Origin of the sequence: Streptomyces sp. NPDC007863 (assembly GCF_040633895.1) — a bacterium.
Lineage (GTDB): Bacteria > Actinomycetota > Actinomycetes > Streptomycetales > Streptomycetaceae > Streptomyces.
The window spans coordinates 520,016-540,884 of the sequence record NZ_JBEYEI010000002.1 but is presented as its reverse complement, the minus strand read 5'-3'; the positions used below and the strand labels follow the sequence as shown (position 1 = coordinate 540,884).

Sequence of the window (20,869 nt, the reverse complement as noted above, 5' to 3'; positions counted from 1 at the left end):
CCGGGGGCCGTGGGGGCGCTACATGAGGGGGGTCAGATAGCGGCGCAGGGCTTCCTCGTAGCGGAGGGGGTCCGCGTTCCACATCGCGGTGTGGGGGGCCTGCCGGACGGTCAGCAGGGTCACGAGGTCCGGGCGGCGCGCGGCGAGTTCGACGGAGCGCTCCCAGGGGGAGATCGTGTCGTCGGGGCCGTGCGCCAGGAGGACCGGGATGCGCAGGTCCGCCGAGTGGTCGGGGTGCGGGCCGGTGCGGCCGAGGGCGGCGCGGACGGCGAGCGGGACCAGCGGGCCCGGGACGCCCCGGGCGGCGGCGAGGTTGCGGACGGTGGCCTCCCAGTCGAGGACCGGGGAGTCCAGGACCAGACCGGCGATGCGGTCGCGCACGCCGGACTCGGCGGCGGCGCGCAGCGCCATGGTGGCGCCGGTGCCCCAGCCGTGCAGGACGATCTTGGAGGCGCCGCGGCGGACCGCGTAGCGCAGGACCGCGTCGACGTCGCGCCACTCGGTGTCGCCGAGCTGGGCGAGGCCGTCGGCCGGCGCGGGGGCGCCCCGGTCGCCGCGGTAGGCGGGGACGAGGACGGGGACGCGGCGGCGCGCGTAGAAGGGGACGAGGTTCAGCGTGTGCTCGCGGCCCGTGCCGATGCCGTGCAGGGCCACGACCCAGGTGGAGCGCGGGCCGGTGACCAGCCAGGCGGGGAGCGGGCCGAGCTCGCCGGGGATCTCGATGTCCTCGTGCGGCAGGCCGAGGGCGGTCTCCGGGGTGCCGGTGTGCAGCTGGGGGGTGAGGCGGACCCGGCTGCCGGGGCCGAGCGCGCCGCGCTCGACGCGTTCGAGGCGGCGGACGACCGTGTCGGCGGTGTGCGGGACGCGGTCGAGGACCGGCCCGGTGACCGCGTGCAGGCCGGGTGCCGTCATCCCGTACGTGCCGGGGCGCAGCGAGGCGAGGCTGCGGGTGAGGGTGACCCGCTCGGGTCCCGTGGCGTGCACGGTGAGCTTGGGGTCTCCGGGGAGGGGCCGCCCCGAGGCCGCCTTGAGGGCGACGTCGCTGGCGTGGCGGCCGGCCGCCACGGCGGCCGCACCGAGACCGATCAGGGTGGTGACGGCCGCTGCCGTCGCTGTAGCCGGGCGCACGTTCCCAGTCTCGGGACGGGGCGGCGAGGCTGCCACCGGGCGGGGGCCGGGCGGGTGTCCCCGGGCGGGGCGGGCGGGTGTCCCCGGTCTTCGCTCCTGAGGGTGACGAGGGTCTCCTCGGGGGGTGGTCCGTGGGGATGAAGTCGTCCAGGGGGTGGGACGGGGGGGACCGGGGCGCGGAGGGCGGCGGTCCGGCGGGGGCCGTGGGGGGCGGGATTACCCGTGGTTCCGGGGTGACCGGATGGTGGACAGGGGGGCGCTCCGGAAGGGAAGCGGAATCTCACGACGCCGGATCGGGACACCGTGATGCCCCGCCCAGTTCACCTTCCGTTCACTCAGGTTGCCTACGTTCGACCAGCCACTGACGTCAAACGATTGCCTGGGTAAATGGAACACATCACGCTGCTGCTCGCCATTGTGGTCGTGACAGCTCTCGTGTTCGATTTCACGAACGGTTTCCACGACACCGCCAACGCGATGGCCACGACCATCTCGACCGGTGCCCTCAAGCCCAAGACGGCGGTGGCCATGTCCGCCGTGCTGAACCTGGTCGGCGCGTTCCTGTCCGTGGAGGTCGCCAACACGATCTCCAAGGGACTGGTCAACGAGGAGGGCATCCAGCCCGAAGTCATCCTCGCCGCGCTCGTCGGCGCAATCCTTTGGAACCTGCTGACCTGGCTGGTCGGACTGCCGTCCAGTTCCTCCCACGCCCTCATGGGCGGCCTCATCGGCGCGACCGTCGCCTCGATCGGCTTCAGCGGTGTCAACGGCGACGTCGTCGTCACCAAGGTCCTCCTCCCCGCGATCGCCGCACCGATCGTCGCCGGCCTGGCCTCGATGCTCGCCGCCCGGCTGACGTACCGCCTCGACCGGAACGCGGACGCCAAGACCACGGAGAAGGGCTACCGCGCGGGCCAGATCGCCTCCGCCGGCCTGGTCTCCCTCGCCCACGGCACCAACGACGCCCAGAAGACGATGGGCATCATCACCCTCGCCCTGGTCGCCGGCGGCGCGCTCGTCCCCGGCTCGAACCCGCCCCTGTGGGTCATCGTCTCCGCCGGTACGGCGATCGCGCTCGGCACCTACCTCGGCGGCTGGCGCATCATCCGCACGATGGGCAAGGGCCTCACGGACCTCCAGCCGCAGCAGGGCTTCGCCGCCCAGACCAGCGCGGCCACCGTCATCCTGGCCTCCTCCAACCTGGGCTACTCCCTCTCCACCACGCACGTCTGCTCCGGCGGCGTGATGGGCGCGGGCCTGGGCCGCAAGGGCGGCGTCGTCCGCTGGTCGACCGCCACCCGGATGTTCGTCGCCTGGGGCCTGACCCTGCCGGCCGCCGGCCTGGTCGCGGCCGGGGCCGAGTTCGTGGCCCGCCAGGGCGACTGGGGCGTCTACCTCGTCGCCGGCTTCCTGGTCGCCTCCTGCCTCGGCATCTGGCTCTACTCCCGCCGCCAGGTCGTCGACCACACCAACGTCAACGACGACGACACCACGGGCGAGCCCGCGGGCGTCGTGACCACGGCCATCGCCGCCGTCACCCCGCCGCCCGCCGGCTCCGTCGCCGCGGTCGCCGACGACGGCCTCAAGACCACCATCCACGCGCCGGGCCCGAACGACCCCGCCGCTCCCCCGGCCCCCGCCGCCGCGGTCTGAGAACCCCTAAGGAAACGGGAACCAAGCCATGAAGATCGACTGGGCAGCTCTCGGCTCCGTCTTCGGAGTCAGCCTCGTGGCGACCGTCGCCCTCGTGGGCCTCTTCACCCTCGGGATCGTCGGCCTCGGCAAGCAGGAGAAGGCCGCCGCCGAGGGGGGCTCCGCCGTCCTCGCCAGGACCGGCGCGTACGCCTGCTTCGCGCTGTGCGCCGCGGCCGTCGCGTACGGCATCTATCTGATCGTCGCCTGACACCCGCGACGACCCCGGGCCGGGCCCGCTCCTCCACGCGAGGGCGGGCCCGGCCCTCGTGTCTGTGGCGCTCCGCACAGTGACCCGTCGCAGGTCAAGGGTGAGTTGACGGCCGTTCGCGGGGCGTGGTGGACTGCCGGGGCCAATACGGCGGCAATGGAGAGGAAGCCCGGTGCGATTCCGGCGCGGTCCCGCCACTGTGACCGGCCCCGGTGAACAGCCCGGGCCGGGAGTCAGGAACTCTCGCCGCCGGTCACGTCGAGCCAGGGCGCGGACCCTGAGTGAGGACACGCCGCCATGCCCGGCCGCACCCCCGTGGTCTCCCGGACCACCGCAGTCTTCGCGTACGGAGCGGCCGCCGGCCTCGCCGTCGACCTGGTCCTGGGCGACCCGCGCCGCGGGCACCCCGTCGCCGCCTTCGGGCGGGCCGCCGCCGCCGCCGAGAAGCTCCTCTGGCGCGACCACCGGGGCCGGGGCGCCCTGCACACCGCCGTCTGCGCGGGCGGCGCCGTCGCCGCCGGAGCACTGGCCGCCCGGGCGGCCCGGGGCAGCCGTACCGGCTCCGCCGCGCTGACCGCCGCCGCCGTGTGGGCCGTCGTCGGCGGCACGACCCTGGGCCGGGAGGCCCGGGCCATCGGCGGGGCGCTGGCGGCGGGCGACCTGGAGGTCGCCCGGGAGCGGATGCCGCACCTCGTCGGACGCGACCCGCAGGCCCTGGACGGGGCGGCGATGGCCCGCGCGGTCGTCGAGTCCGTCGCCGAGAACACCTCCGACGCCGTCGTCGGCGCCCTCGTCTGGGGCGCGGTCGCGGGCGTGCCCGGACTGCTCGGCTTCCGGGCCGTCAACACGCTGGACGCCATGGTGGGCCACAAGTCGCCCCGGTACCGCCGCTACGGCTGGGCCTCCGCCCGCCTCGACGACGTGGCCGGCTGGCCCGGCGCCCGGCTCACCGCCGCGCTCGCGGTCCTCGCGGGCGGCGACCGGCGCGGAGCCGTACGGGCCTGGCGGGCGGACGCCGGACAGCACCCGAGCCCCAATGCCGGACCCGTCGAGGCGGCGTTCGCGGGCGCGCTCGGGGTACGGCTCGGGGGGACGCTCTCGTACGGCGGGCGGGTCGAACACCGGCCCGTCCTCAACGGGGACGGGCGGCCCGTGGAGGTCGCCGACATCGACCGGGCCGTCCGGCTCTCCCGCCGGGTGACCTGGCTGACCCTGGCCGCCTGCGTGGGCGGCCGGATCCTGACCGACACGGTCTTCGAGACCACGGTGAAGCGGAGGACGAAGTGAGGGGTGGGGGGCTGCTCGTCGCCGGGACGACCTCCGACGCGGGCAAGAGCGTCGTCACGGCGGGCATCTGCCGGTGGCTGGTCCGGCAGGGCGTCAAGGTCGCGCCGTTCAAGGGGCAGAACATGTCCCTCAACTCCTTCGTCACGCGGGAGGGCGCCGAGATCGGGCGCGCGCAGGCCATGCAGGCGCAGGCGGCCCGCGTCGAGCCGACCGCGCTGATGAACCCGGTGCTGCTCAAGCCGGGCGGTGACCGGTCCAGCCAGGTCGTGCTGATGGGCAAGCCGGTCGGCGAGATGAGCGCCCGCGGCTACCACGGGGGGCGGCAGCAGACGCTCTTCGAGCCGGTGCTCGCCTGCCTGGAGGAGCTGCGGGCCACCCACGACGCGGTGATCTGCGAGGGGGCCGGCAGCCCCGCCGAGATCAACCTGCGGCGGACCGACATCGTCAACATGGGCATCGCGCGGGCCGCGCGGCTGCCCGTCGTCGTGGTCGGCGACATCGACCGGGGCGGGGTCTTCGCCCAGTTCTTCGGCACGACGGCGCTGCTCGCGCCCGAGGACCAGGAGCTGATCGCCGGATACCTGGTGAACAAGTTCCGCGGCGACGTGACGCTCCTGGAGCCGGGCCTCGACATGCTGCACGGCCTGACCGGACGCCGGACCCTCGGCGTCCTGCCGTACGCGCACGGGCTCGGCATCGACGAGGAGGACGGGCTGCGGGTCTCGCTGCGCGGCACCGTCCGCGAGTCGGTCGTCGCGCCGCCGGTCGGCGCCGACGTGCTGCGCGTCGCGGTCTGCGCCGTACCGCTGATGTCGAACTTCACCGACGTGGACGCGCTGGCCGCCGAGCCGGGCGTGATCGTGCGGTTCGTCGACCGTCCGGAGGAGCTGGCCGACGCGGACCTCGTGGTCGTGCCGGGTACGCGGGGGACGGTCAAGGCGCTGGCGTGGCTGCGCGAGCGGGGCCTCGCCGACGCGCTCGCCCGACGGGCCGCGGAGGGCCGGCCGGTGCTCGGTGTCTGCGGCGGCTTCCAGGCGCTCGGCGAGCACATCGAGGACGAGGTCGAGTCGAAGGCGGGCGCCGTCGACGGCCTCGGGCTGCTGCCCGTACGCGTCCGGTTCGCCCGCGAGAAGACCCTCGCGCGGCCGGTCGGCGAGGCGCTCGGGGAGCGGGTCGAGGGGTACGAGATCCACCACGGCGTCGCGGACGTGCGCGGCGGGGAGGCGTTCCTCGACGGTTGCCGGGTCGGCGCGGTCTGGGGCACCCACTGGCACGGCTCCCTGGAGAGCGACGGCTTCCGCCGGGCGTTCCTGCGCGAGGTCGCGGCGGCGGCGGGACGGGCGTTCGTGCCCGCGCCCGACACCTCGTTCGGCGCGCTGCGGGAGGAGCAGCTCGACCGGCTCGGCGACCTGATCGAGGAGCACGCCGACACGGACGCGCTGCTGCGGCTCATCGAGCGGGGCGCCCCGAAGGACCTGCCGTTCGTGCCGCCGGGTGCGCCGTGAGGGGGCGCGGGGCGAGGGCGCCGCGCGGGCGAGCCGCGCGGGTGGCCCCCGTGGGCGGTTGCCCGCCGTCGGCGGCCGCCGGGTGCGTGGGGGGCGTCCCCGCCCTGGAACCACGGTCGGTGCGCCGCGGCGCGGGACCCCAGCACGACGAAGCCGCATCCCTGTCTTTCCGAGGAGTGATCGCCCGATGAGCACCCGCTTTCCGTTCACCGCCGTCGTCGGCATGGACGACCTGCGGCTCGCGCTGCTGCTCAACGCCGTCAGCCCGGCCGTGGGCGGAGTCCTCGTGCGGGGGGAGAAGGGGACCGCCAAGTCCACCGCCGTGCGCGCGCTCGCCGAGTTGCTGCCCGAGGTGGCCGTCGTCGCCGGGTGCCGCTTCAGCTGTGATCCCGCCTCGCCCGACCCGGGGTGCCCGGACGGGCCCCACCCCGACGGGGGGTCGGACGCGCGTCCCGCGCGGATGGTCGAGCTGCCCGTCGGGGCCTCCGAGGACCGGCTCGTCGGAGCGCTCGACATCGAGCGCGCGCTCGCCGAGGGCGTGAAGGCGTTCGAGCCGGGGCTGCTCGCCGCCGCCCATCGGGGGATCCTCTACGTCGACGAGGTCAACCTCCTGAGCGACCACCTCATCGACCATCTCCTCGACGCCGCCGCCATGGGCGCCTCCCACGTCGAGCGCGAGGGCGTCTCCGTGCGGCACGCCGCGCGGTTCCTGCTCGTCGGGACCATGAACCCCGAGGAGGGCGAGCTGCGGCCGCAGCTGCTCGACCGGTTCGGGCTGACCGTGGAGGTCGCCGCCTCGCGCGATCCGCAGGAGCGGGTCGAGGTGGTGCGCCGGCGGCTCGCGTTCGAGGACGATCCGGCCGCGTTCGCCGAGCGGTGGGCCGGCGAGGAGGCCGCGCTGCGGGAGCGGATCGTCGCCGCGCGGGAGCTGCTGCCGAAGGTGTCCCTCGGGGACGCCGTGCTGCTCCAGATCGCCGCCACCTGCGCCGCGTTCGAGGTCGACGGCATGCGCGCCGACATCGTGATGGCCCGGACCGCGACCGCGCTCGCCGCGTGGGCGGGGCGGGACGAGGTCACCTCCGAGGACGTGCGGCAGGCCGCGCTGCTCGCGCTCCCCCACCGGCGGCGGCGCAACCCCTTCGACGCGCCCGGCCTCGACGAGGACAAGCTCGACGAGACCCTGGAGCAGTTCAGGGGCGACGAGAACGACGACGATCCCGACCCGGGGCCCGACGGGCCGGGGGACGGCGGGCCCGGTGGTGGCGGTGGAGTGCCGCCGCAGGGCGGTGAGGGGGACGCGCCCGAGGCCGGTGACGTACCGGAGGAGACTCCCGCGCAGGCACCCGCTCCGCGGGGGAGCGGCGGTGAGCGGGCCGCCGTGAAGGCCGGCGAGCCGTTCCGTACGAAGATGCTCAGCGTGCCCGGACTCGGCGACGGGGCGGCCGGACGACGGTCCCGGGCGCGGACCGAGCACGGGCGGACCACCGGCTCCACCCGGCCCCGGGGCGCGCTGACCAAGCTGCACCTGGCCGCGACCGTACGGGCCGCCGCCCCGCACCAGCGGGCGCGCGGGCGGTCCGGGGCGGGGCTCGTGGTGCGCCGGGACGACCTGCGGCAGGCGGTGCGGGAGGGGCGCGAGGGGAACCTGGTGCTCTTCGTCGTGGACGCCTCCGGGTCGATGGCGGCCCGCAAGCGCATGGGCGCCGTCAAGGGCGCCGTGCTGTCGCTGCTGCTCGACGCCTACCAGCGGCGCGACAAGGTGGGCCTGGTGACCTTCCGGGGGCGCGGCGCCGAGCTCGCGCTGCCGCCGACGTCCTCCGTGGACGCGGCCGCCGCCCGCCTGGAGGAGCTGCCGACCGGAGGGCGTACGCCGCTCTCCGACGGGCTGCTGAAGGCCCATGACGTGCTGCGGGTGGAGCGGCTGCGGGACCCCTCGCGCCGGCCGCTGCTCGTCGTCGTCACCGACGGGCGGGCGACCGGCGGCGGGCCCGACCCGGTGGGCCTCGCCGCGCGGGCCGCGCGGCTGCACGCCGCCGACGGCACGGCCGCCGTGGTCGTGGACTGCGAGGCGGGCCCGGTGCGGCTCGGTCTCGCCGGGAACCTCGCCCGTGATCTGGGCGGCACCGCCGTCACGCTGGACGAGCTGCGGGCCGACGCGATCGCCGGGCTCGTACGGGAAGCACAAGTCAACCGCTCTGTCAGGAGGGCCGCTTAATGCCGCAGGGACAGCCGACCGTCGTGCCCGACGACGGCCTCACGACCCGTCAGCGCCGCAACCGGGCGCTGGTGATGGTGCACACGGGCGTCGGCAAGGGGAAGTCGACGGCCGCCTTCGGGATGGCGCTGCGCGCCTGGAACCAGGGCTGGCCGATCGGGGTGTTCCAGTTCGTGAAGTCCGCCAAGTGGAAGGTCGGCGAGGAGAACGCCCTCAAGGCGCTCGGCGAGACCGGCAAGGGCGGCACGGTCACCTGGAACAAGATGGGCGAGGGCTGGTCCTGGATCCAGCGCGAGGTCGCCGAGGGCGAGCAGTCCCACGAGGACAAGGCGCGCGAGGGCTGGGAGCAGGTCAAGCGGGACCTGGCCGAGGAGCGGTACAAGTTCTACGTCCTCGACGAGTTCGCGTACCTGCTCCACTGGGGCTGGATCGACGTCAAGGAGGTCGTGGAGGTGCTGCGGGACCGTCCCGGGCAGCAGCACGTCGTCATCACCGGGCGCAACGCGCCGCAGGAGCTGGTGGACTTCGCCGACCTCGTCACCGACATGTCCAAGGTGAAGCACCCGATGGACGCCGGCCAGAAGGGCCAGCGGGGCATCGAGTGGTAGCGCGTCTCGTCATCGCGGCCCCCTCGTCGGGAGCCGGCAAGACCACGGTGGCGACCGGCCTGATGGCCGCGTTCGCCTCCCGCGGTCTCGCCGTCTCCCCGCACAAGGTGGGGCCCGACTACATCGACCCGGGCTACCACGCGCTCGCCACCGGCCGCCCGGGCCGCAACCTCGACGCGTACATGTGCGGGACGGAGCTGGTCGCGCCGCTCTTCGCGCACGGTGCGCGCGGCTGCGACCTGGCCGTGGTCGAGGGCGTGATGGGGCTGTACGACGGCGCCGCCGGCCAGGGCGAGCTCGCCTCCACCGCGCAGGTCGCCAAGCTGCTGCGGGCGCCGGTGGTGCTCGTCGTGGACGCGTCCTCGCAGTCGCGTTCGGTGGCGGCGCTCGTGCACGGCTTCGCGTCCTGGGACCCGGAGGTGCGGCTCGGCGGGGTGATCCTCAACAAGGTCGCCAGCGACCGGCACGAGGCGCTGCTCCGGGAGGCCCTGGAGGAGTCGGGCGTGCCGGTCCTCGGCGTGCTGCGGCGGGCTCCCGCCGTCGCCACGCCCTCGCGGCACCTGGGTCTGATCCCGGTCGCCGAGCGGCAGGCGCAGGCGGTGGAGGCGGTGGCCGCGCAGGCGGAGCAGGTGCTCGCCGGGTGCGACCTGGAGGGGCTGCTCGCGCTCGCCCGGTCGGCGCCGCCGCTGTCCACGACGGAGTGGAGCCCGTCCGTCGTGGCGCCCCCGGCCGGGGGCCGGCCGGTCGTCGCCGTCGCCGGCGGGGCCGCGTTCACGTTCTCGTACGCCGAGAACGCGGAGCTGCTCACCGCCGCGGGCGCCGAGGTCGTGACCTTCGATCCGCTGCGGGACGAGACCCTCCCGGAGGGGACGCGCGGGCTCGTGATCGGCGGCGGGTTCCCCGAGATGTACGCGGCGGAGCTCGCCGCCAACGAGCCGCTGCGGAAGGCCGTGGCGGAGCTCGCCGCGTCGGGGGCGCCGGTCGCCGCCGAGTGCGCGGGGCTGCTGTACCTGGCGCGGTCGCTGGACGGGACGCCGATGTGCGGGGTCCTCGACGCGGACGCGCGGATGTCGGAGCGGCTGACGCTCGGGTACCGGGACGCGGTGGCCGTCGGCGACAGCGTGCTCGCGGCGGCCGGGACGCGGGTGCGCGGGCACGAGTTCCACCGCACGGTCATCGAACCGGGCGCGGGCGAGTTCGCGGCCTGGGGGCTGCGGCAGCCGGAGCCCCGGGTGGAGGGCTTCGTGCGGGGCGGGGTGCACGCGAGCTATGTGCACACCCACTGGGCGGGGGCCCCGGGGATCGCCGCGCGGTTCGTCGGGCACTGCGCGTGAGCTCAGCCGCCGGAGAGCCCCACCACGAGCCAGATGAAGCCGACGCCCGCGACCGTGCAGAGCAGGGTGGTGCGGGCGGGGTGTTCGTGGTGGGCCTCGGGCAGGATCTCGGCGGCGGCGAGGTAGAGCAGGGCGCCGCCGAAGAAGCCGAGATAGCTGCCGAGGAGTTCCTCCGGAAGAGTGAGGAGGGTGGCGAGGGCGGCGCCGGCGACCGGGGCGAGCGCGTCGGCGAAGAGCATCGCGAGGGCCTTGCGGCGCTCGTTCCCGTACACGCTGGTGAGCGTGTACGTGTTGAAGCCGTCGGCGAAGTCGTGGGTGACGACGGCGAGCGCGACGGTGGCGCCCATGCCGCCGCCGACCTGGAAGGCGGCGCCGAGCGCGATGCCGTCCATGAGGCTGTGCAGCACCATGGCGCCGGCCGCCACGAGCCCGACCTGCGGGGTCCGCTCCCTCGCCTTCTCCCCGGGTCCCCCTCCCGGCTTCCGCCCCGCCTTCTCCCCGGTGTCGGCGCCGTGGGCGGCCCGGCGGGTGGCGAGGAGGCGCTCCACCACGTGGGCGAAGAGGAAGCCGCCGACGAAGAGCAGCAGGGCCTGGGGGACGCCGAAGACCTCCTCCCCGGCGGCCTGCAGGGCCTCGGGCAGCAGGTCGAGTCCGACGACGCCGAGCATGAGCCCGCCGGCGAGGCCGAGGACGAGGTGCCGGCGGTCGGTGACGCGCTGCGCGACCCAGCCGCCGAAGAGCGTCATCAGGAACGCGCCGAGCGCGACGAGCACAGCCATGGCCCCTTGGTAGCGGATGGGGGGCCGGGTCTGCACATCGGTGTCGGCGTCCGCTCGGGCGCGACACGGGACGAGGTCCTGGCGCTGGTCCGGGAGGCGCTCGCGGAGGCGGGGACCGGTGCGGGCGCGGCCGGTGGTGGGCACGCGCGCGTGGTGGGATCCGGGCGCTTCGTGGGGCACGCGCGCGTGGTGGGGTTCGCGACCCTGCACGCGCGCGTGCGGGAGCCGGGGATCGTGGGGGCGGCGGAGCGGTTCGGGGTGCCCGTGACCGGGTTCGCGGCGGAGGAGCTGGCCGGGGTGGCCGTGCCGCATCCGTCGGAGGTGCCTCGGGCGGCGACGGGGACGGCGTCGGTGGCGGAGGCGGCGGCGCTGCGGGCGGCGGGGCCGGGGGCGGTCCTGCTGGTGCCGAAGCGGAAATCACGCCGCGTGACCTGCGCAATCGCGATGAATGTCCCGTTTCGTTCGCACGAAGTGACGTCCGTCGCACGGTTGTTGCCCTTGACGTGCGGGTACATCGCTGGCGAGCCTGGCACACCCCACATCCCCACCCCCCACACGACGGCGGACATGGACACCCACACGGACGGCCCCGACACGGGCACCCACGCCCACGACCTGCGCCATCACGGCGACGCCGAGGTCCGCGACGAGAAGCTCGTCGACCTCGCGGTCAATGTCCGCACGGCGACCCCGCCGGACTGGCTGCGCGAGCGGATCGCCCATTCCCTGACGGGTCTGGCGCACTACCCCGACGGGCGGTCGGCCCGTGCGGCGGTGGCCGAGCGCCACGACCTCCCGCCGGCGCGGGTGCTCCTGACGGCGGGCGCGGCGGAGGCCTTCGTGCTGCTCGCGCGGGCGCTGCCGGTGCGCCGGCCGGTGGTGGTGCATCCGCAGTTCACCGAGCCGGAGGCGGCGCTGCGGGACGCCGGGCACGAGGTGCGCCGGGTGCTGCTGCGCGAGGAGGACGGCTTCCGGCTCGACCCGTCGGCGGTGCCGGAGGACGCGGACCTGGTGGTGATCGGCAATCCCACCAACCCGACGTCGGTGCTGCATCCGGCGGAGACGATCGCGGCGCTCGCCCGGCCGGGGCGGTATCTGGTCGTGGACGAGGCCTTCATGGACGCGGTGCCGGGCGAGCGGGAGTCGCTGGCCGGGCGGACGGACCTGCCGGGCCTGGTGGTGCTGCGGAGCCTGACGAAGACCTGGGGCCTCGCGGGGCTGCGGATCGGGTACGTGCTCGCGGAGCCGGAGACGGTGGCGCTCCTGGAGCGGGCGCAGCCGCTGTGGCCGGTGTCGACGCCGGCGCTGGTGGCGGCGGAGGCGTGCATGTCGCGGGCGGCGCTGGCGGAGGCGGAGCACGCGGCGCACCGGATCGGGACGGAGCGGGCGCATCTGCTCGCGGGGCTCGCGGAGTTCGACGAGGTGCGGACGGTGGCGGCGGCCGAGGGGCCGTTCGTGCTGATCCGGATCGAGGGCGCGGACGCGGTGCGGGAGCGGCTGCGGCTGCTCGGGTTCGCGGCGCGGCGCGGGGACACGTTCCCGGGGCTCGACCGGCACTGGCTGCGGCTCGCGGTCCGGGACCGGGCGACGACGAATCGTTTCCTCCAGGCGCTGGACCAGGCCCTCCTGCTGGGGGGCTAGCCCTCGGGGCCGTAGGGCCCCGACCGATGCCCTCGGGGCCGTACGACCACGCGGGGCGGCCCGGGGCGGGTGGTGGCGTCGTGCCCACCGCCCGCCCCGGGCCGGTTCCCCCTGCGTCCCCCTGACGCGTCTCCCCCTCGGGCGGTCAGCCCCGGGCGCGGGCGCGGAAGCGGGTCAGGGCGACGGCGCCGCCGCCGGCGAGGACGAGGGCGAGGGCGCCGCCCGCGATGTACGGGGTGGCGGAGCTGCCGCCGGTCTCGGCGAGGTTCTGCGTCGGGACGGAGCCGCCGTTGTTCGTCTTGATCCCGCCGTCGCCCTGGGGCTCGGTGGGCTGCGGCGAGGGCTGCCCGGTCGGCTCCTGGGTGGGCTCGGCCGTGGGCTTCTCGGTGGGCTTCTCCGTGGGCTTCTCCGTGGGCTTCTCGGTCGGCTTCTCGGTCGGGGCCGGGGCGTCGGGGGTCTCGCAGGTGGCCTCGGCGAGCGTGACCTTGCCCTTGACCTTGGCGACGCCGAGGTTGAGCGGGTTGACCTCCACGTCGAGCTCCAGGGCGGTGGCGGCCGCGGTGCGCGAGGTGGTGCCGGTGCGGGAGAGGTCGAGGGTGATCCGGCCGACGGCGGGCACGTCGATCTCGGTGCGGCCGCCGGCGGTGAGCGTGATCTTCTTGCCGAGGGCGCGGACGTGCCCGAGGACGTTGGACTCGGCGACCGGCTTCTTCCCGGTCTCGCAGACCGCCTTGGAGGTGACCTTCTCCACCTCGATGAGGGCGAGGGCGGGCAGGCCGGGCACGTGGACGCGGGCCTTGGCGAGGTTGACGTACCCCTCGGCCTTGCGCTCGTCGACGGTGGCGGTGGAGGTGGCGACGTCGGCGGTGAGGATGTCGACGGGCTTGCCGCCCTCCGCGCCCTGGACCTTCACGCTGAGGGCGGTCTCGCTCTCGCTCTCGGGCGCCTCGACCTCGTTGAGCGAGGCGCGGACCGGGATCCTCACGGTCTCGCCGAGGAGGGAGACGTCGAGCCCGGTGCGCAGCACGGCGGCGGTGGCGCGGCCCTCGCGGCGCTCTCCGTCCGTCGCCTGCGCGGCGGGGGCCGCGAGCAGGACGGGTCCTGCGGCCAGGGCGACGACGGTCGCGGCGGCCGCGGTGCGGCGGACGGGCGCACGGAAGGTGTTGCTGTTCAAGGTGGTGGAACCCCCACGAAAAGGCATGGCGTCGCCGGCCGCTCGCCACGGGGACGGTGGCTTCGCGCGGCTGCGGCGACTGGGACACCGGAATCTTTACGCACGGAGAGTGAACCGACAGTCGCCTGACGTGAGTTCACTCCAAAGGGGGGTTTCCGTGTTCATTTTCGAATTTTTTCGACACAACCGTTACCGGTAGTCCCCTGCGTCGCGCAGGAAAACGATCCGCGCCCCGACGGGGTCACGGATCGTCAACGTCACGCCGGGGCGGAACGGTTCAGCTGGGGCGCCAGTAGCCCAGCGCGTGGACCCGCTCCTTGGGCAGCGCGAGCTCCTTGCGGACGTACCCGGCGAGGGCGCGGGTCGTCGCGGTGTCGCAGGCGATCCACACGTACGCCTCCGGTCCCGCCAGCGCGGGCAGTTCGGCCCTGACCCGCTCGACGAGGCCGGCGCCGGAGCGCTGCCGGGGGATCCGGCGCAGCTCGTGGCGGCCCGGGTCGACCCGGAAGGGCAGCTCCTCGTCGGAGGCGTGCTGGGTCTCGAACCAGATGGTGGCCGGGAGGTCGGGGTGGGCGTCGAGAAGCGAGTTGACGGCCGGCAGCGAGGCCGGGTCGCCGATGACGAGGAGCCGCTCGGGCCGGGGCTCGGGGGTCTCGAAGCCGGTGCCCTGGAGGGTGGCCTCGACGGTGTCGCCCGGGGCGCAGTCGCGGGCCCAGTGGCTGGCGGGGCCGTCGTGGAGGGCGAACTCCAGGCTGAAGGTGCCGGCGTCCCGGTCGGGGTCGACCAGGGTGTAGGCGCGCTGGTGCGGCTTCCCGGCGTTCGCGAACCAGATCCGGACCCACATCGTGGGGTGCACCCCGGCGGCGGCGAGCAGCCCGCCGTCCGTGAAGTGGACCCGCCGGTAGTCCTCGGTGACCTGCTCGGCCCCCGTGACCGTGAACGTGAAGTCCTTGGCGCCCATCAGCTTGAGAACGGCGCCCTGCCACCCGTGACCCACCGCGCACTCCTCCCCCGAACCCATGGGTTACCTTGGGTCGACGATCAATTTAGGTCAGCCTAACCTAACGGCACCTGAAAGCACACGGACGGGATCGGTAAGGGTGAGCATCGAGGTCTACCGGGACGCGTACGGCGTCCCCCATCTGCGCGCGGCGGACCCGGAGGAACTGGCCTTCGCGCAGGGCCGGGTGACCGCCCTGGACCGGGCCTGGCAGCTGGAGGTCGAGCGCCACCGGGCCCGCGGCACCAGCGCCTCCTTCCTCGGCGCCGCCGAGGCCGGCTGGGACGCCTTCGTCCGCCGGGCCCGGCTCGCCGACACCGCGCGCGGCTGCCTGGCGCGCCTGGAGGAGAGCGACCCGGAGACCGCGGACTGGGTGCGGGCGTACGCGGACGGGGTCAACGCCGGCCTCGCCGAAGGGGCCCGCCGGGCCCCCGAGTTCGCCGCCACCGGGCTCGTCCCCGGCCGCTGGGAGGCGTGGACGCCGCTGGCCGTCTGGCTCTCCACCCACATCCTCTTCGCCGGCTTCCCGACGAAGCTGTGGCGCGAACAGGTCGCCACCGGACTCGGCGAGGAGTGGACCGAGCTCTTCGCCGCCGACGGGCCGGCCACGGCCGGGTCCAACGGCTGGCTCGTGGCCGGGGAGCGGACCGCGAGCGGCGCCGCCCTGGTGGCCGGCGACCCGCACCGCTTCATCGAGGCGCCCGGCGTCTACCAGCAGATCCGGCTCGCCTGCCCCGCGTACGACGTCGTCGGCCTCGCCGTGCCCGGCGTCCCCGGGCTCGCCCACTTCGGGCACGCCGGCCCGGTCGCCTGGGCCATCACCAACGCCATGGCCGACTACCAGGACCTCTACCGGGAGCGGCTGCGGCGCACCGAGGGCGGCGGCGTGGAGGCGTACGGCCCCGAGGGCTGGCGCCCGGCCGCCGCGCACACCGAGACCGTCGAGGTCGCCGGCGGCGAGCCGGTCCTCGTCGAGGTCGTCGAGACCGGCCGCGGCCCGGTGATCACCGGCGAGGAGCCGGACGCGGCCGGCGCCGAGTGGGAGGGGCTGAGCCTGCGGTACGTGCCCCGGGTCACCGGCCGGCTGGGCTTCGAGACCCTGCCGCGCCTGCTCGCCGCCCGTACCGTCGCCGACGTCGACGCGGCGCTCGACGCCTGGGTGGAGCCGGTGAACGTGGTGCTCGCCGCCGACACCGACGGCGGGCTGCTGCACCGGGTCGCCGGGCACGTGCCCGTACGCGACCGGGCCAACTCCCTGCGGCCCGTGCCCGCCTGGGAGCCGGCGCACGCCTGGGAGCCGGAGCCCGCGCCGCTGCCCCGGGCCGGCGTGACGGACGGATACGCGGTGATGGCCAACGCCCGCGGCATCGCCGCGCCGCTCGGCGTCGAGTTCGCGCCCCCGCACCGCGCCGACCGCATCGCCGAGCTCCTCGCCGCCTCCGCCGCCTGGACCCCGGACACCACGACCGCCGTCCACCGCGACACCGGCAACCGCGCGGCGGCCCGCCTCCTGGCCGCGGTCGAGGCGGCGGGCGGCCCCGCCGGGGACGGCGCCGGAGCGGAGCTCTCCGCCGCCGCCCGCCGGGTGCGGGAGCGGCTGCTGGCCTGGGACCGGCGGATGGACGCCGACAGCGCCGACGCCGGGCTCTACGCGGCCGTGCGGGGCGCGGTCGTGCGGCGGCTCGCCGCGCACGGGGTCTTCGCGGGGCTGCGCGAACCGGGGGCGTACCCGGAGGTGTTCCGCCCGTGGCTGTACCTCGGCCCCCGGGTCGGCCTCGCCCTGGAGACCCTGCTGGTGGCCGGACCCGTACCCGCCCCGGACGTGGACCGGATCGTGCGGGAGGCGCTGGAGGAGACCGGCGCGGGCGAGCCGCCGGCCGCCTGGGGGACCACGCACCGGCTCGCGCCCTGGCAGGCGCTGCCCCACCCGGACGACGACCGGTGGCCGGGGCTCGGCGGCGACCACGACTGCGTGCTCTCCACCTCCAGCGTCCCCGGCTACACCGACCGGAGCGCCCGGGCGTCCGCCGCCCGCTACGTGTGGGACCTCGCCGACCGCGAACGCAGCGGCTGGATCGTGCCCTTCGGCGCCTCCGGGGTGGCCGGCGACCCGCACCACGAAGACCAACTCCCCCTGTGGCTGCGGGGCGAGCTCGCCCCCGTCACCACCGACTGGAACCGCCTCACCAAGGAGCAGGGATGACCACCCCCGTCTACGTCCACGCCGTCGAGGGCCTCGGCACCGTCGCCGTCCGACCGATCGTCCCGGACGCCGACGCCCCGCTCATCCACGCCTGGGTCAACGAGGAGCGGGCCTCCTTCTGGGGCATGAACGGCACCACCGTCGAGCAGGTCAGGGACGTCTACGCCCACCTGGACTCGCTCACCACCCACCACGGGTTCCTCGTGGAGGTCGACGGCGCGCCGGTCTCGATCTTCCAGACGTACGAGCCCGAGGCCGACCGGGTCAGCGAGTGCTACGAGGTCGAGGAGGGCGACATCGGCTGCCACCTCTTCATCGCCCCGAGCACCGCCCCGTCCCCCGGCTTCACCGCCGGACTGCTCTCCGCTCTCGTCGCCTTCTGCCTGCGCGACCACACCCGGATCGTGGTGGAGCCGGACGCGGCGAACGAGAAGGCCGTCGCCCGCATGGCGCGGGCCGGCTTCGAGCTGGGCCCGGAGGTCGTCCTCCCCGAGGTCGACCTGCCGGAGGTCTTCATCCCGGAGAAGAAGGCCCGGCTGGCCTTCCTCCGCAGGGCCGCCGCCTGAGCTAGGCGATGATCCTGCCCTCGACCACGACCCGCCGCGGCGCCGCCAGGACGCGGACGTCCGCGCGCGGGTCCTGGTCGTAGACGACGAGGTCGGCGGGGGCGCCCTCCTCCAGGGCGGGGCGGCCCAGCCAGGCCCTGGCCCCCCAGGTGGTGGCGGAGAGCGCGTCGAGCGCCGGGATGCCGGCCTTCGTCAGCTCCTCGACCTCCTCGGCGACCAGGCCGTGGGCGAGGGAGCCGCCCGCGTCGGTGCCGACGAAGACCGGGATCCCGGCGTCGAAGGCGGCGCGGACGGTGTCGTACCGGCGCTCGTGCAGCCGGCGCATATGGGCCGACCAGCGGGGGAACTTGGCCTCGCCGCCGTCGGCGAGGTGCGGGAAGGTCGCGATGTTGATCAGGGTCGGCACGATGGCCACCCCGCGCTCCGCGAAGAGCGGGATCGTCTCCTCGGTCAGGCCCGTGGCGTGCTCGACGCAGTCGATGCCCGCCTCGACGAGGTCGCGCAGCGAGTCCTCGGCGAAGCAGTGCGCGGTGACCCGGGCGCCGAGCCGGTGCGCCTCGGCGATCGCCGCCTCGACCTCGGCGCGCGGCCAGGACGGGGTGAGGTCGCCGACCTCGCGGTCGATCCAGTCGCCGACGAGCTTGACCCAGCCGTCGCCGCGCCGGGCCTCCCGGCCCACGTACTCCACCAGGTCGGCGGGCTCGATCTCGTGGGCGTAGTTGCGGATGTAGCGGCGGGTGCGGGCGATGTGCCGGCCCGCCCGGATGATCTTCGGCAGGTCCTCCCGCTGGTCGATCCAGCGGGTGTCGGAGGGCGAGCCGGCGTCCCGGATGAGCAGGGTCCCGGCGTCCCGGTCGGCGAGCGCCTGCTTCTCGGCCGTGACCTCGTCGACGGGGCCGTGGCGGTCGAGCCCGACGTGGCAGTGCGCGTCGACGAGCCCGGGCAGCGCCCAGCCCTGGACGACGACGGCCTCCCCGGCGGGCCGCTCGAAGGTGATCCGCCCGTCCACGCACCAGAGTTCGTCCCGCACGTCCTCCGGGCCGACGAGCACCCGCCCCTTCACGTGCAACACCTCGTGATCGCTCATGGCTGCACTGTACGGCCGCGGGATGCGGGGGCACCGGGGAACGGTGGGCGTACGCTGGCCACCGGCCGTACCACCGACCCCGAGAAGGCACCACCGTGACCGTGACACATCCGCTGCTCGACCTGGCTCCGATGACCGCCGCGCACTTCGCGTCGATCGAGCGGCGGGTCGCCGCGCTGCTCTCCACCGAGCAGGACGTGGTGATCACCCAGGGCGAGGCGCTGCTGCCCCTGGAGGGGTGCATCCGCAGCGGGGCGCGGGCCGGTTCGACCGCGCTGAACGTGGTCACCGGTCCGTACGGGCAGACCTTCGGGAACTGGCTGCGCGACTGCGGGGCGACCGTGGTCGACCTGGCCGTGCCCTTCCACACGGCGGTCACCGCCGAGCAGGTGGAGCGGGCGCTGGCCGAGCACCCGGAGATCGACTTCGTCTCGCTGGTGCACGCGGAGGCCGCCACCGGCAACACCAACCCGGTCGCGGAGATCGGCGAGGTCGTGCGCGCCCACGGTGCGCTGTTCTACCTGGACGCGGTGGCCTCGATCGGCGCCGAGCCGGTCCTGCCGGACGCCTGGGGCGTCGACATGTGCATCATCGGCGCGCAGAAGGCGATGGGCGGCCCGGCGGGCGTCTCGGCGGTGTCGGTGAGCGAGCGGGCCTGGGAGCGCTTCGCCGCCAACCCGGCCGCCCCGCGCCGCTCGTACCTCTCCCTCCTGGACTGGAAGGAGCGCTGGATCGACGGCGGCCGCAAGGCCCTGCTGCACGCCCCGGCGCAGCTGGAGATGCTGGCCCTGGAGGCGTGCGTGGAGCGGATCGAGGCGGAGGGCCTGGACGCGCTGATGGCCCGGCACGCCTCGGCCGCGGCGGCGACCCGCGCGGGCGCCCTCGCGCTGGGCGGCGGTCTGGAGCCGTACGTGTACGAGGCGGGGGACGCGGCGCCGGTGGCGACGACGCTGCGGGTGCCCGCCGGGCTCGACGCCTCCGAGCTGGTGGCGAAGGCGCTGGCCGCCGACCCGTCGCTGCCGGTCATCGCGGGCGGCGGGGCGCTGGCGAAGGAGATGGTCCGGGTGAACCACTACGGGCCCGACGCGACGCCGAACGCGGTGCAGTCCTCGCTGGCCGCGCTGGGCGCGGTGCTCGGCGAGGCGGGCCTGACGGTGGACCTGGAGGGCGCGCGCCGGGCGGTCACGGCGGCCTGGTAGTTCCGGTACGGGGAAGGGGCGGGGGTCCGGACCCCCGCCCCTTCCGCGTGTCCGCGCCCTACAGCGCGGGGTAGTCGACGTAGCCCTGGGCGCCGCCGCCGTACATGGTGGCGGGGTCCGGGGTGGCGTAGGGGCCGTCGGCCTTCAGGCGGGCGGGCAGGTCGGGGTTGGCGATGAAGAGCCGGCCGTAGGCGACGAGGTCGGTGGTGCCGTCCTCGATCAGGGCGAGGGACTCGGCGCCGGTCGGGTCGGCGCCGGTGGCCGGGTTGAGGATGAAGGTGCCGGCGAAGCGCTTGCGCAGGTCGAGGACGAGCGGGCGGCGCTCCGGGGCGGTCTCCAGGACGTGGAGGTAGGCGATGCCGACGGGCTCGATCGCGGTGAGGAGCGCGGAGTAGAGCTCCTCGGTGTCGGTCTCGGCGATGTCGTTGAGGGTGTTGGCCGGGGAGATGCGCAGGCCGGTGCGCTCGGGGCCGATCTCGGCGGCGACGGCCTTGACGACCGCGACGGCGAAGCGGACGCGGTTCTCGACGGAGCCGCCCCACTCGTCGGTGCGGTGGTTGGAGCCGGAGGCGAGGAACTGCTGGATCAGGTAGCCGTTGGCGCCGTGGATCTCGACGCCGTCGAAGCCGGCCTCGACGGCGTTGCGGGCGGCGGCGGCGAAGCCGGCGACCGCCTCGTGGACCTGGTCGCCGGTGAGCTCGCGCGGGGTGACGAAGTCCTTGGGGCCCTCGTGGGTGTAGACCTGGCCGGCGGCGGCGACGGGCGAGGGGCCGACGGGGTGGAGGTCGCCGTCGAGGAGATCGGGGTGGCCGATCCGGCCGGAGTGCATGAGCTGGGCGAAGATCCGGCCGCCGCGCTCGTGGACGGCGTCGGTGACCTCGCGCCAGGCGGCGATCTGCTCGCGGCTGTGCAGGCCGGGGGTGTTGGGGTAGCCCTGGCCTTCGGCGACCGGCTGGATGCCTTCGCTGATGATCAGTCCCGCGGAGGCGCGCTGGGCGTAGTACTCGGCGACGATCGCCGTCGGGGTGCGGTCCTGGCCGTCGGCCCGGCTGCGGGTCATGGGAGCCATGGCGATCCGGTTGGCGAGGCGGGTGCCGGCGAGGTCTACGGGGTCGAAGGCGGTGGTCATGACGGTCTCCCGAAATAATATGTGGTCGGCCAAGCATGTGGCCCGCCGCCACTGTACGCATTGATTGGCCAGCCAAGCAAATGCCCGCTCGCGGTACCCTGAGGGAGGTAG

The 20,869-nt window shown here is 75.2% G+C and carries 17 protein-coding genes and 1 riboswitch; of the genes, 11 read left to right on the top strand and 6 right to left on the bottom strand.

Translation table 11 applies throughout. The features are described from left to right. Window positions 1–18 precede the first annotated feature (18 nt). Window positions 19–1,128 (bottom strand): hypothetical protein, encoded by a 1,110-nt coding sequence (locus ABZ621_RS05040; RefSeq protein WP_360600771.1) that lies wholly within the window; start codon window positions 1,126–1,128, stop codon window positions 19–21. 387 nt (window positions 1,129–1,515) lie between these two features. On the opposite strand from ABZ621_RS05040, the gene ABZ621_RS05035 reads away from it, so the two are divergent. The 7 genes from ABZ621_RS05035 to ABZ621_RS05005 all read left to right on the top strand — a co-directional run bounded on the left by ABZ621_RS05035 (window position 1,516) and on the right by ABZ621_RS05005 (window position 9,980). Then, on the top strand, window positions 1,516–2,781 hold the full coding sequence (locus ABZ621_RS05035) for an inorganic phosphate transporter (RefSeq protein ID WP_360600769.1): 1,266 nt from the start codon (window positions 1,516–1,518) through the stop codon (window positions 2,779–2,781). Window positions 2,782–2,809: 28 nt separating this feature from the next. Further along, complete coding sequence (locus ABZ621_RS05030) at window positions 2,810–3,031, top strand: hypothetical protein (protein WP_169086019.1); 222 nt, start codon at window positions 2,810–2,812, stop codon at window positions 3,029–3,031. 160 nt (window positions 3,032–3,191) lie between these two features. Then, window positions 3,192–3,274, top strand: a riboswitch (cobalamin riboswitch). Window positions 3,275–3,328: 54 nt separating this feature from the next. Further along, on the top strand, window positions 3,329–4,318 hold the full coding sequence (locus ABZ621_RS05025) for a cobalamin biosynthesis protein (protein ID WP_360600767.1): 990 nt from the start codon (window positions 3,329–3,331) through the stop codon (window positions 4,316–4,318). Continuing rightward, a complete protein-coding gene (locus ABZ621_RS05020; RefSeq protein ID WP_360600765.1) occupies window positions 4,315–5,823 on the top strand; it encodes a cobyric acid synthase in 1,509 nt (502 codons plus the stop codon). Before ABZ621_RS05025 ends, ABZ621_RS05020 begins: the two co-directional genes overlap by 4 nt. Window positions 5,824–6,010: 187 nt before the next feature. Further along, entirely contained in the window at window positions 6,011–8,038 is a 2,028-nt protein-coding gene (locus ABZ621_RS05015) for a putative cobaltochelatase (protein ID WP_360600763.1), read from the top strand. Then, on the top strand, window positions 8,038–8,646 hold the full coding sequence (cobO, locus tag ABZ621_RS05010; protein ID WP_189950455.1) for a cob(I)yrinic acid a,c-diamide adenosyltransferase: 609 nt from the start codon (window positions 8,038–8,040) through the stop codon (window positions 8,644–8,646). The genes ABZ621_RS05015 and cobO overlap by 1 nt, the downstream gene beginning before the upstream one ends. Next, a complete protein-coding gene (locus ABZ621_RS05005) occupies window positions 8,640–9,980 on the top strand; it encodes a cobyrinate a,c-diamide synthase (RefSeq protein WP_360600761.1) in 1,341 nt (446 codons plus the stop codon). The genes cobO and ABZ621_RS05005 overlap by 7 nt, the downstream gene beginning before the upstream one ends. Window positions 9,981–9,982: 2 nt before the next feature. Here ABZ621_RS05005 and ABZ621_RS05000 read toward each other — a convergent pair whose 3' ends face one another. Next, window positions 9,983–10,759 carry a ZIP family metal transporter gene (locus ABZ621_RS05000; RefSeq protein WP_360600759.1) on the bottom strand — a complete coding sequence of 259 codons (777 nt, stop codon included), beginning with the start codon at window positions 10,757–10,759 and terminating at the stop codon, window positions 9,983–9,985. A 6-nt stretch (window positions 10,760–10,765) separates the two neighbouring features. Between ABZ621_RS05000 and cobC the strand changes: the two genes are divergently transcribed. After that, window positions 10,766–12,400 carry an Rv2231c family pyridoxal phosphate-dependent protein CobC gene (gene cobC / locus ABZ621_RS04995; RefSeq protein WP_360600757.1) on the top strand — a complete coding sequence of 545 codons (1,635 nt, stop codon included), beginning with the start codon at window positions 10,766–10,768 and terminating at the stop codon, window positions 12,398–12,400. Window positions 12,401–12,545: 145 nt separating this feature from the next. Here the strand turns inward: cobC and ABZ621_RS04990 are convergent, their stop codons facing one another. Both ABZ621_RS04990 and ABZ621_RS04985 read right to left on the bottom strand, forming a co-directional pair. Next, window positions 12,546–13,574, bottom strand: coding sequence for an SCO1860 family LAETG-anchored protein (locus ABZ621_RS04990; protein ID WP_360600755.1), 1,029 nt, complete (start codon window positions 13,572–13,574; stop codon window positions 12,546–12,548). Window positions 13,575–13,851: 277 nt separating this feature from the next. Beyond that, window positions 13,852–14,571: a siderophore-interacting protein gene (locus tag ABZ621_RS04985; RefSeq protein WP_360600753.1), complete on the bottom strand. Its 720-nt coding sequence runs from the start codon at window positions 14,569–14,571 to the stop codon at window positions 13,852–13,854. A 103-nt stretch (window positions 14,572–14,674) separates the two neighbouring features. On the opposite strand from ABZ621_RS04985, the gene ABZ621_RS04980 reads away from it, so the two are divergent. Then, window positions 14,675–16,777 (top strand): penicillin acylase family protein, encoded by a 2,103-nt coding sequence (locus ABZ621_RS04980; protein WP_360600751.1) that lies wholly within the window; start codon window positions 14,675–14,677, stop codon window positions 16,775–16,777. After that, a complete protein-coding gene (locus ABZ621_RS04975; RefSeq protein ID WP_360600749.1) occupies window positions 16,774–17,343 on the top strand; it encodes a GNAT family N-acetyltransferase in 570 nt (189 codons plus the stop codon). The genes ABZ621_RS04980 and ABZ621_RS04975 overlap by 4 nt, the downstream gene beginning before the upstream one ends. A gap of 1 nt (window position 17,344) precedes the next feature. Here the strand turns inward: ABZ621_RS04975 and ABZ621_RS04970 are convergent, their stop codons facing one another. After that, window positions 17,345–18,430 carry an amidohydrolase family protein gene (locus tag ABZ621_RS04970; protein ID WP_360600747.1) on the bottom strand — a complete coding sequence of 362 codons (1,086 nt, stop codon included), beginning with the start codon at window positions 18,428–18,430 and terminating at the stop codon, window positions 17,345–17,347. Window positions 18,431–18,531: 101 nt separating this feature from the next. On the opposite strand from ABZ621_RS04970, the gene ABZ621_RS04965 reads away from it, so the two are divergent. Continuing rightward, a complete protein-coding gene (locus ABZ621_RS04965; RefSeq protein WP_360600829.1) occupies window positions 18,532–19,629 on the top strand; it encodes an aminotransferase class V-fold PLP-dependent enzyme in 1,098 nt (365 codons plus the stop codon). Between the two features lie 58 nt (window positions 19,630–19,687). Here the strand turns inward: ABZ621_RS04965 and ABZ621_RS04960 are convergent, their stop codons facing one another. Further along, on the bottom strand, window positions 19,688–20,758 hold the full coding sequence (locus ABZ621_RS04960) for an alkene reductase (RefSeq protein ID WP_360600745.1): 1,071 nt from the start codon (window positions 20,756–20,758) through the stop codon (window positions 19,688–19,690). Between the last annotated feature and the right edge of the window lie 111 nt (window positions 20,759–20,869).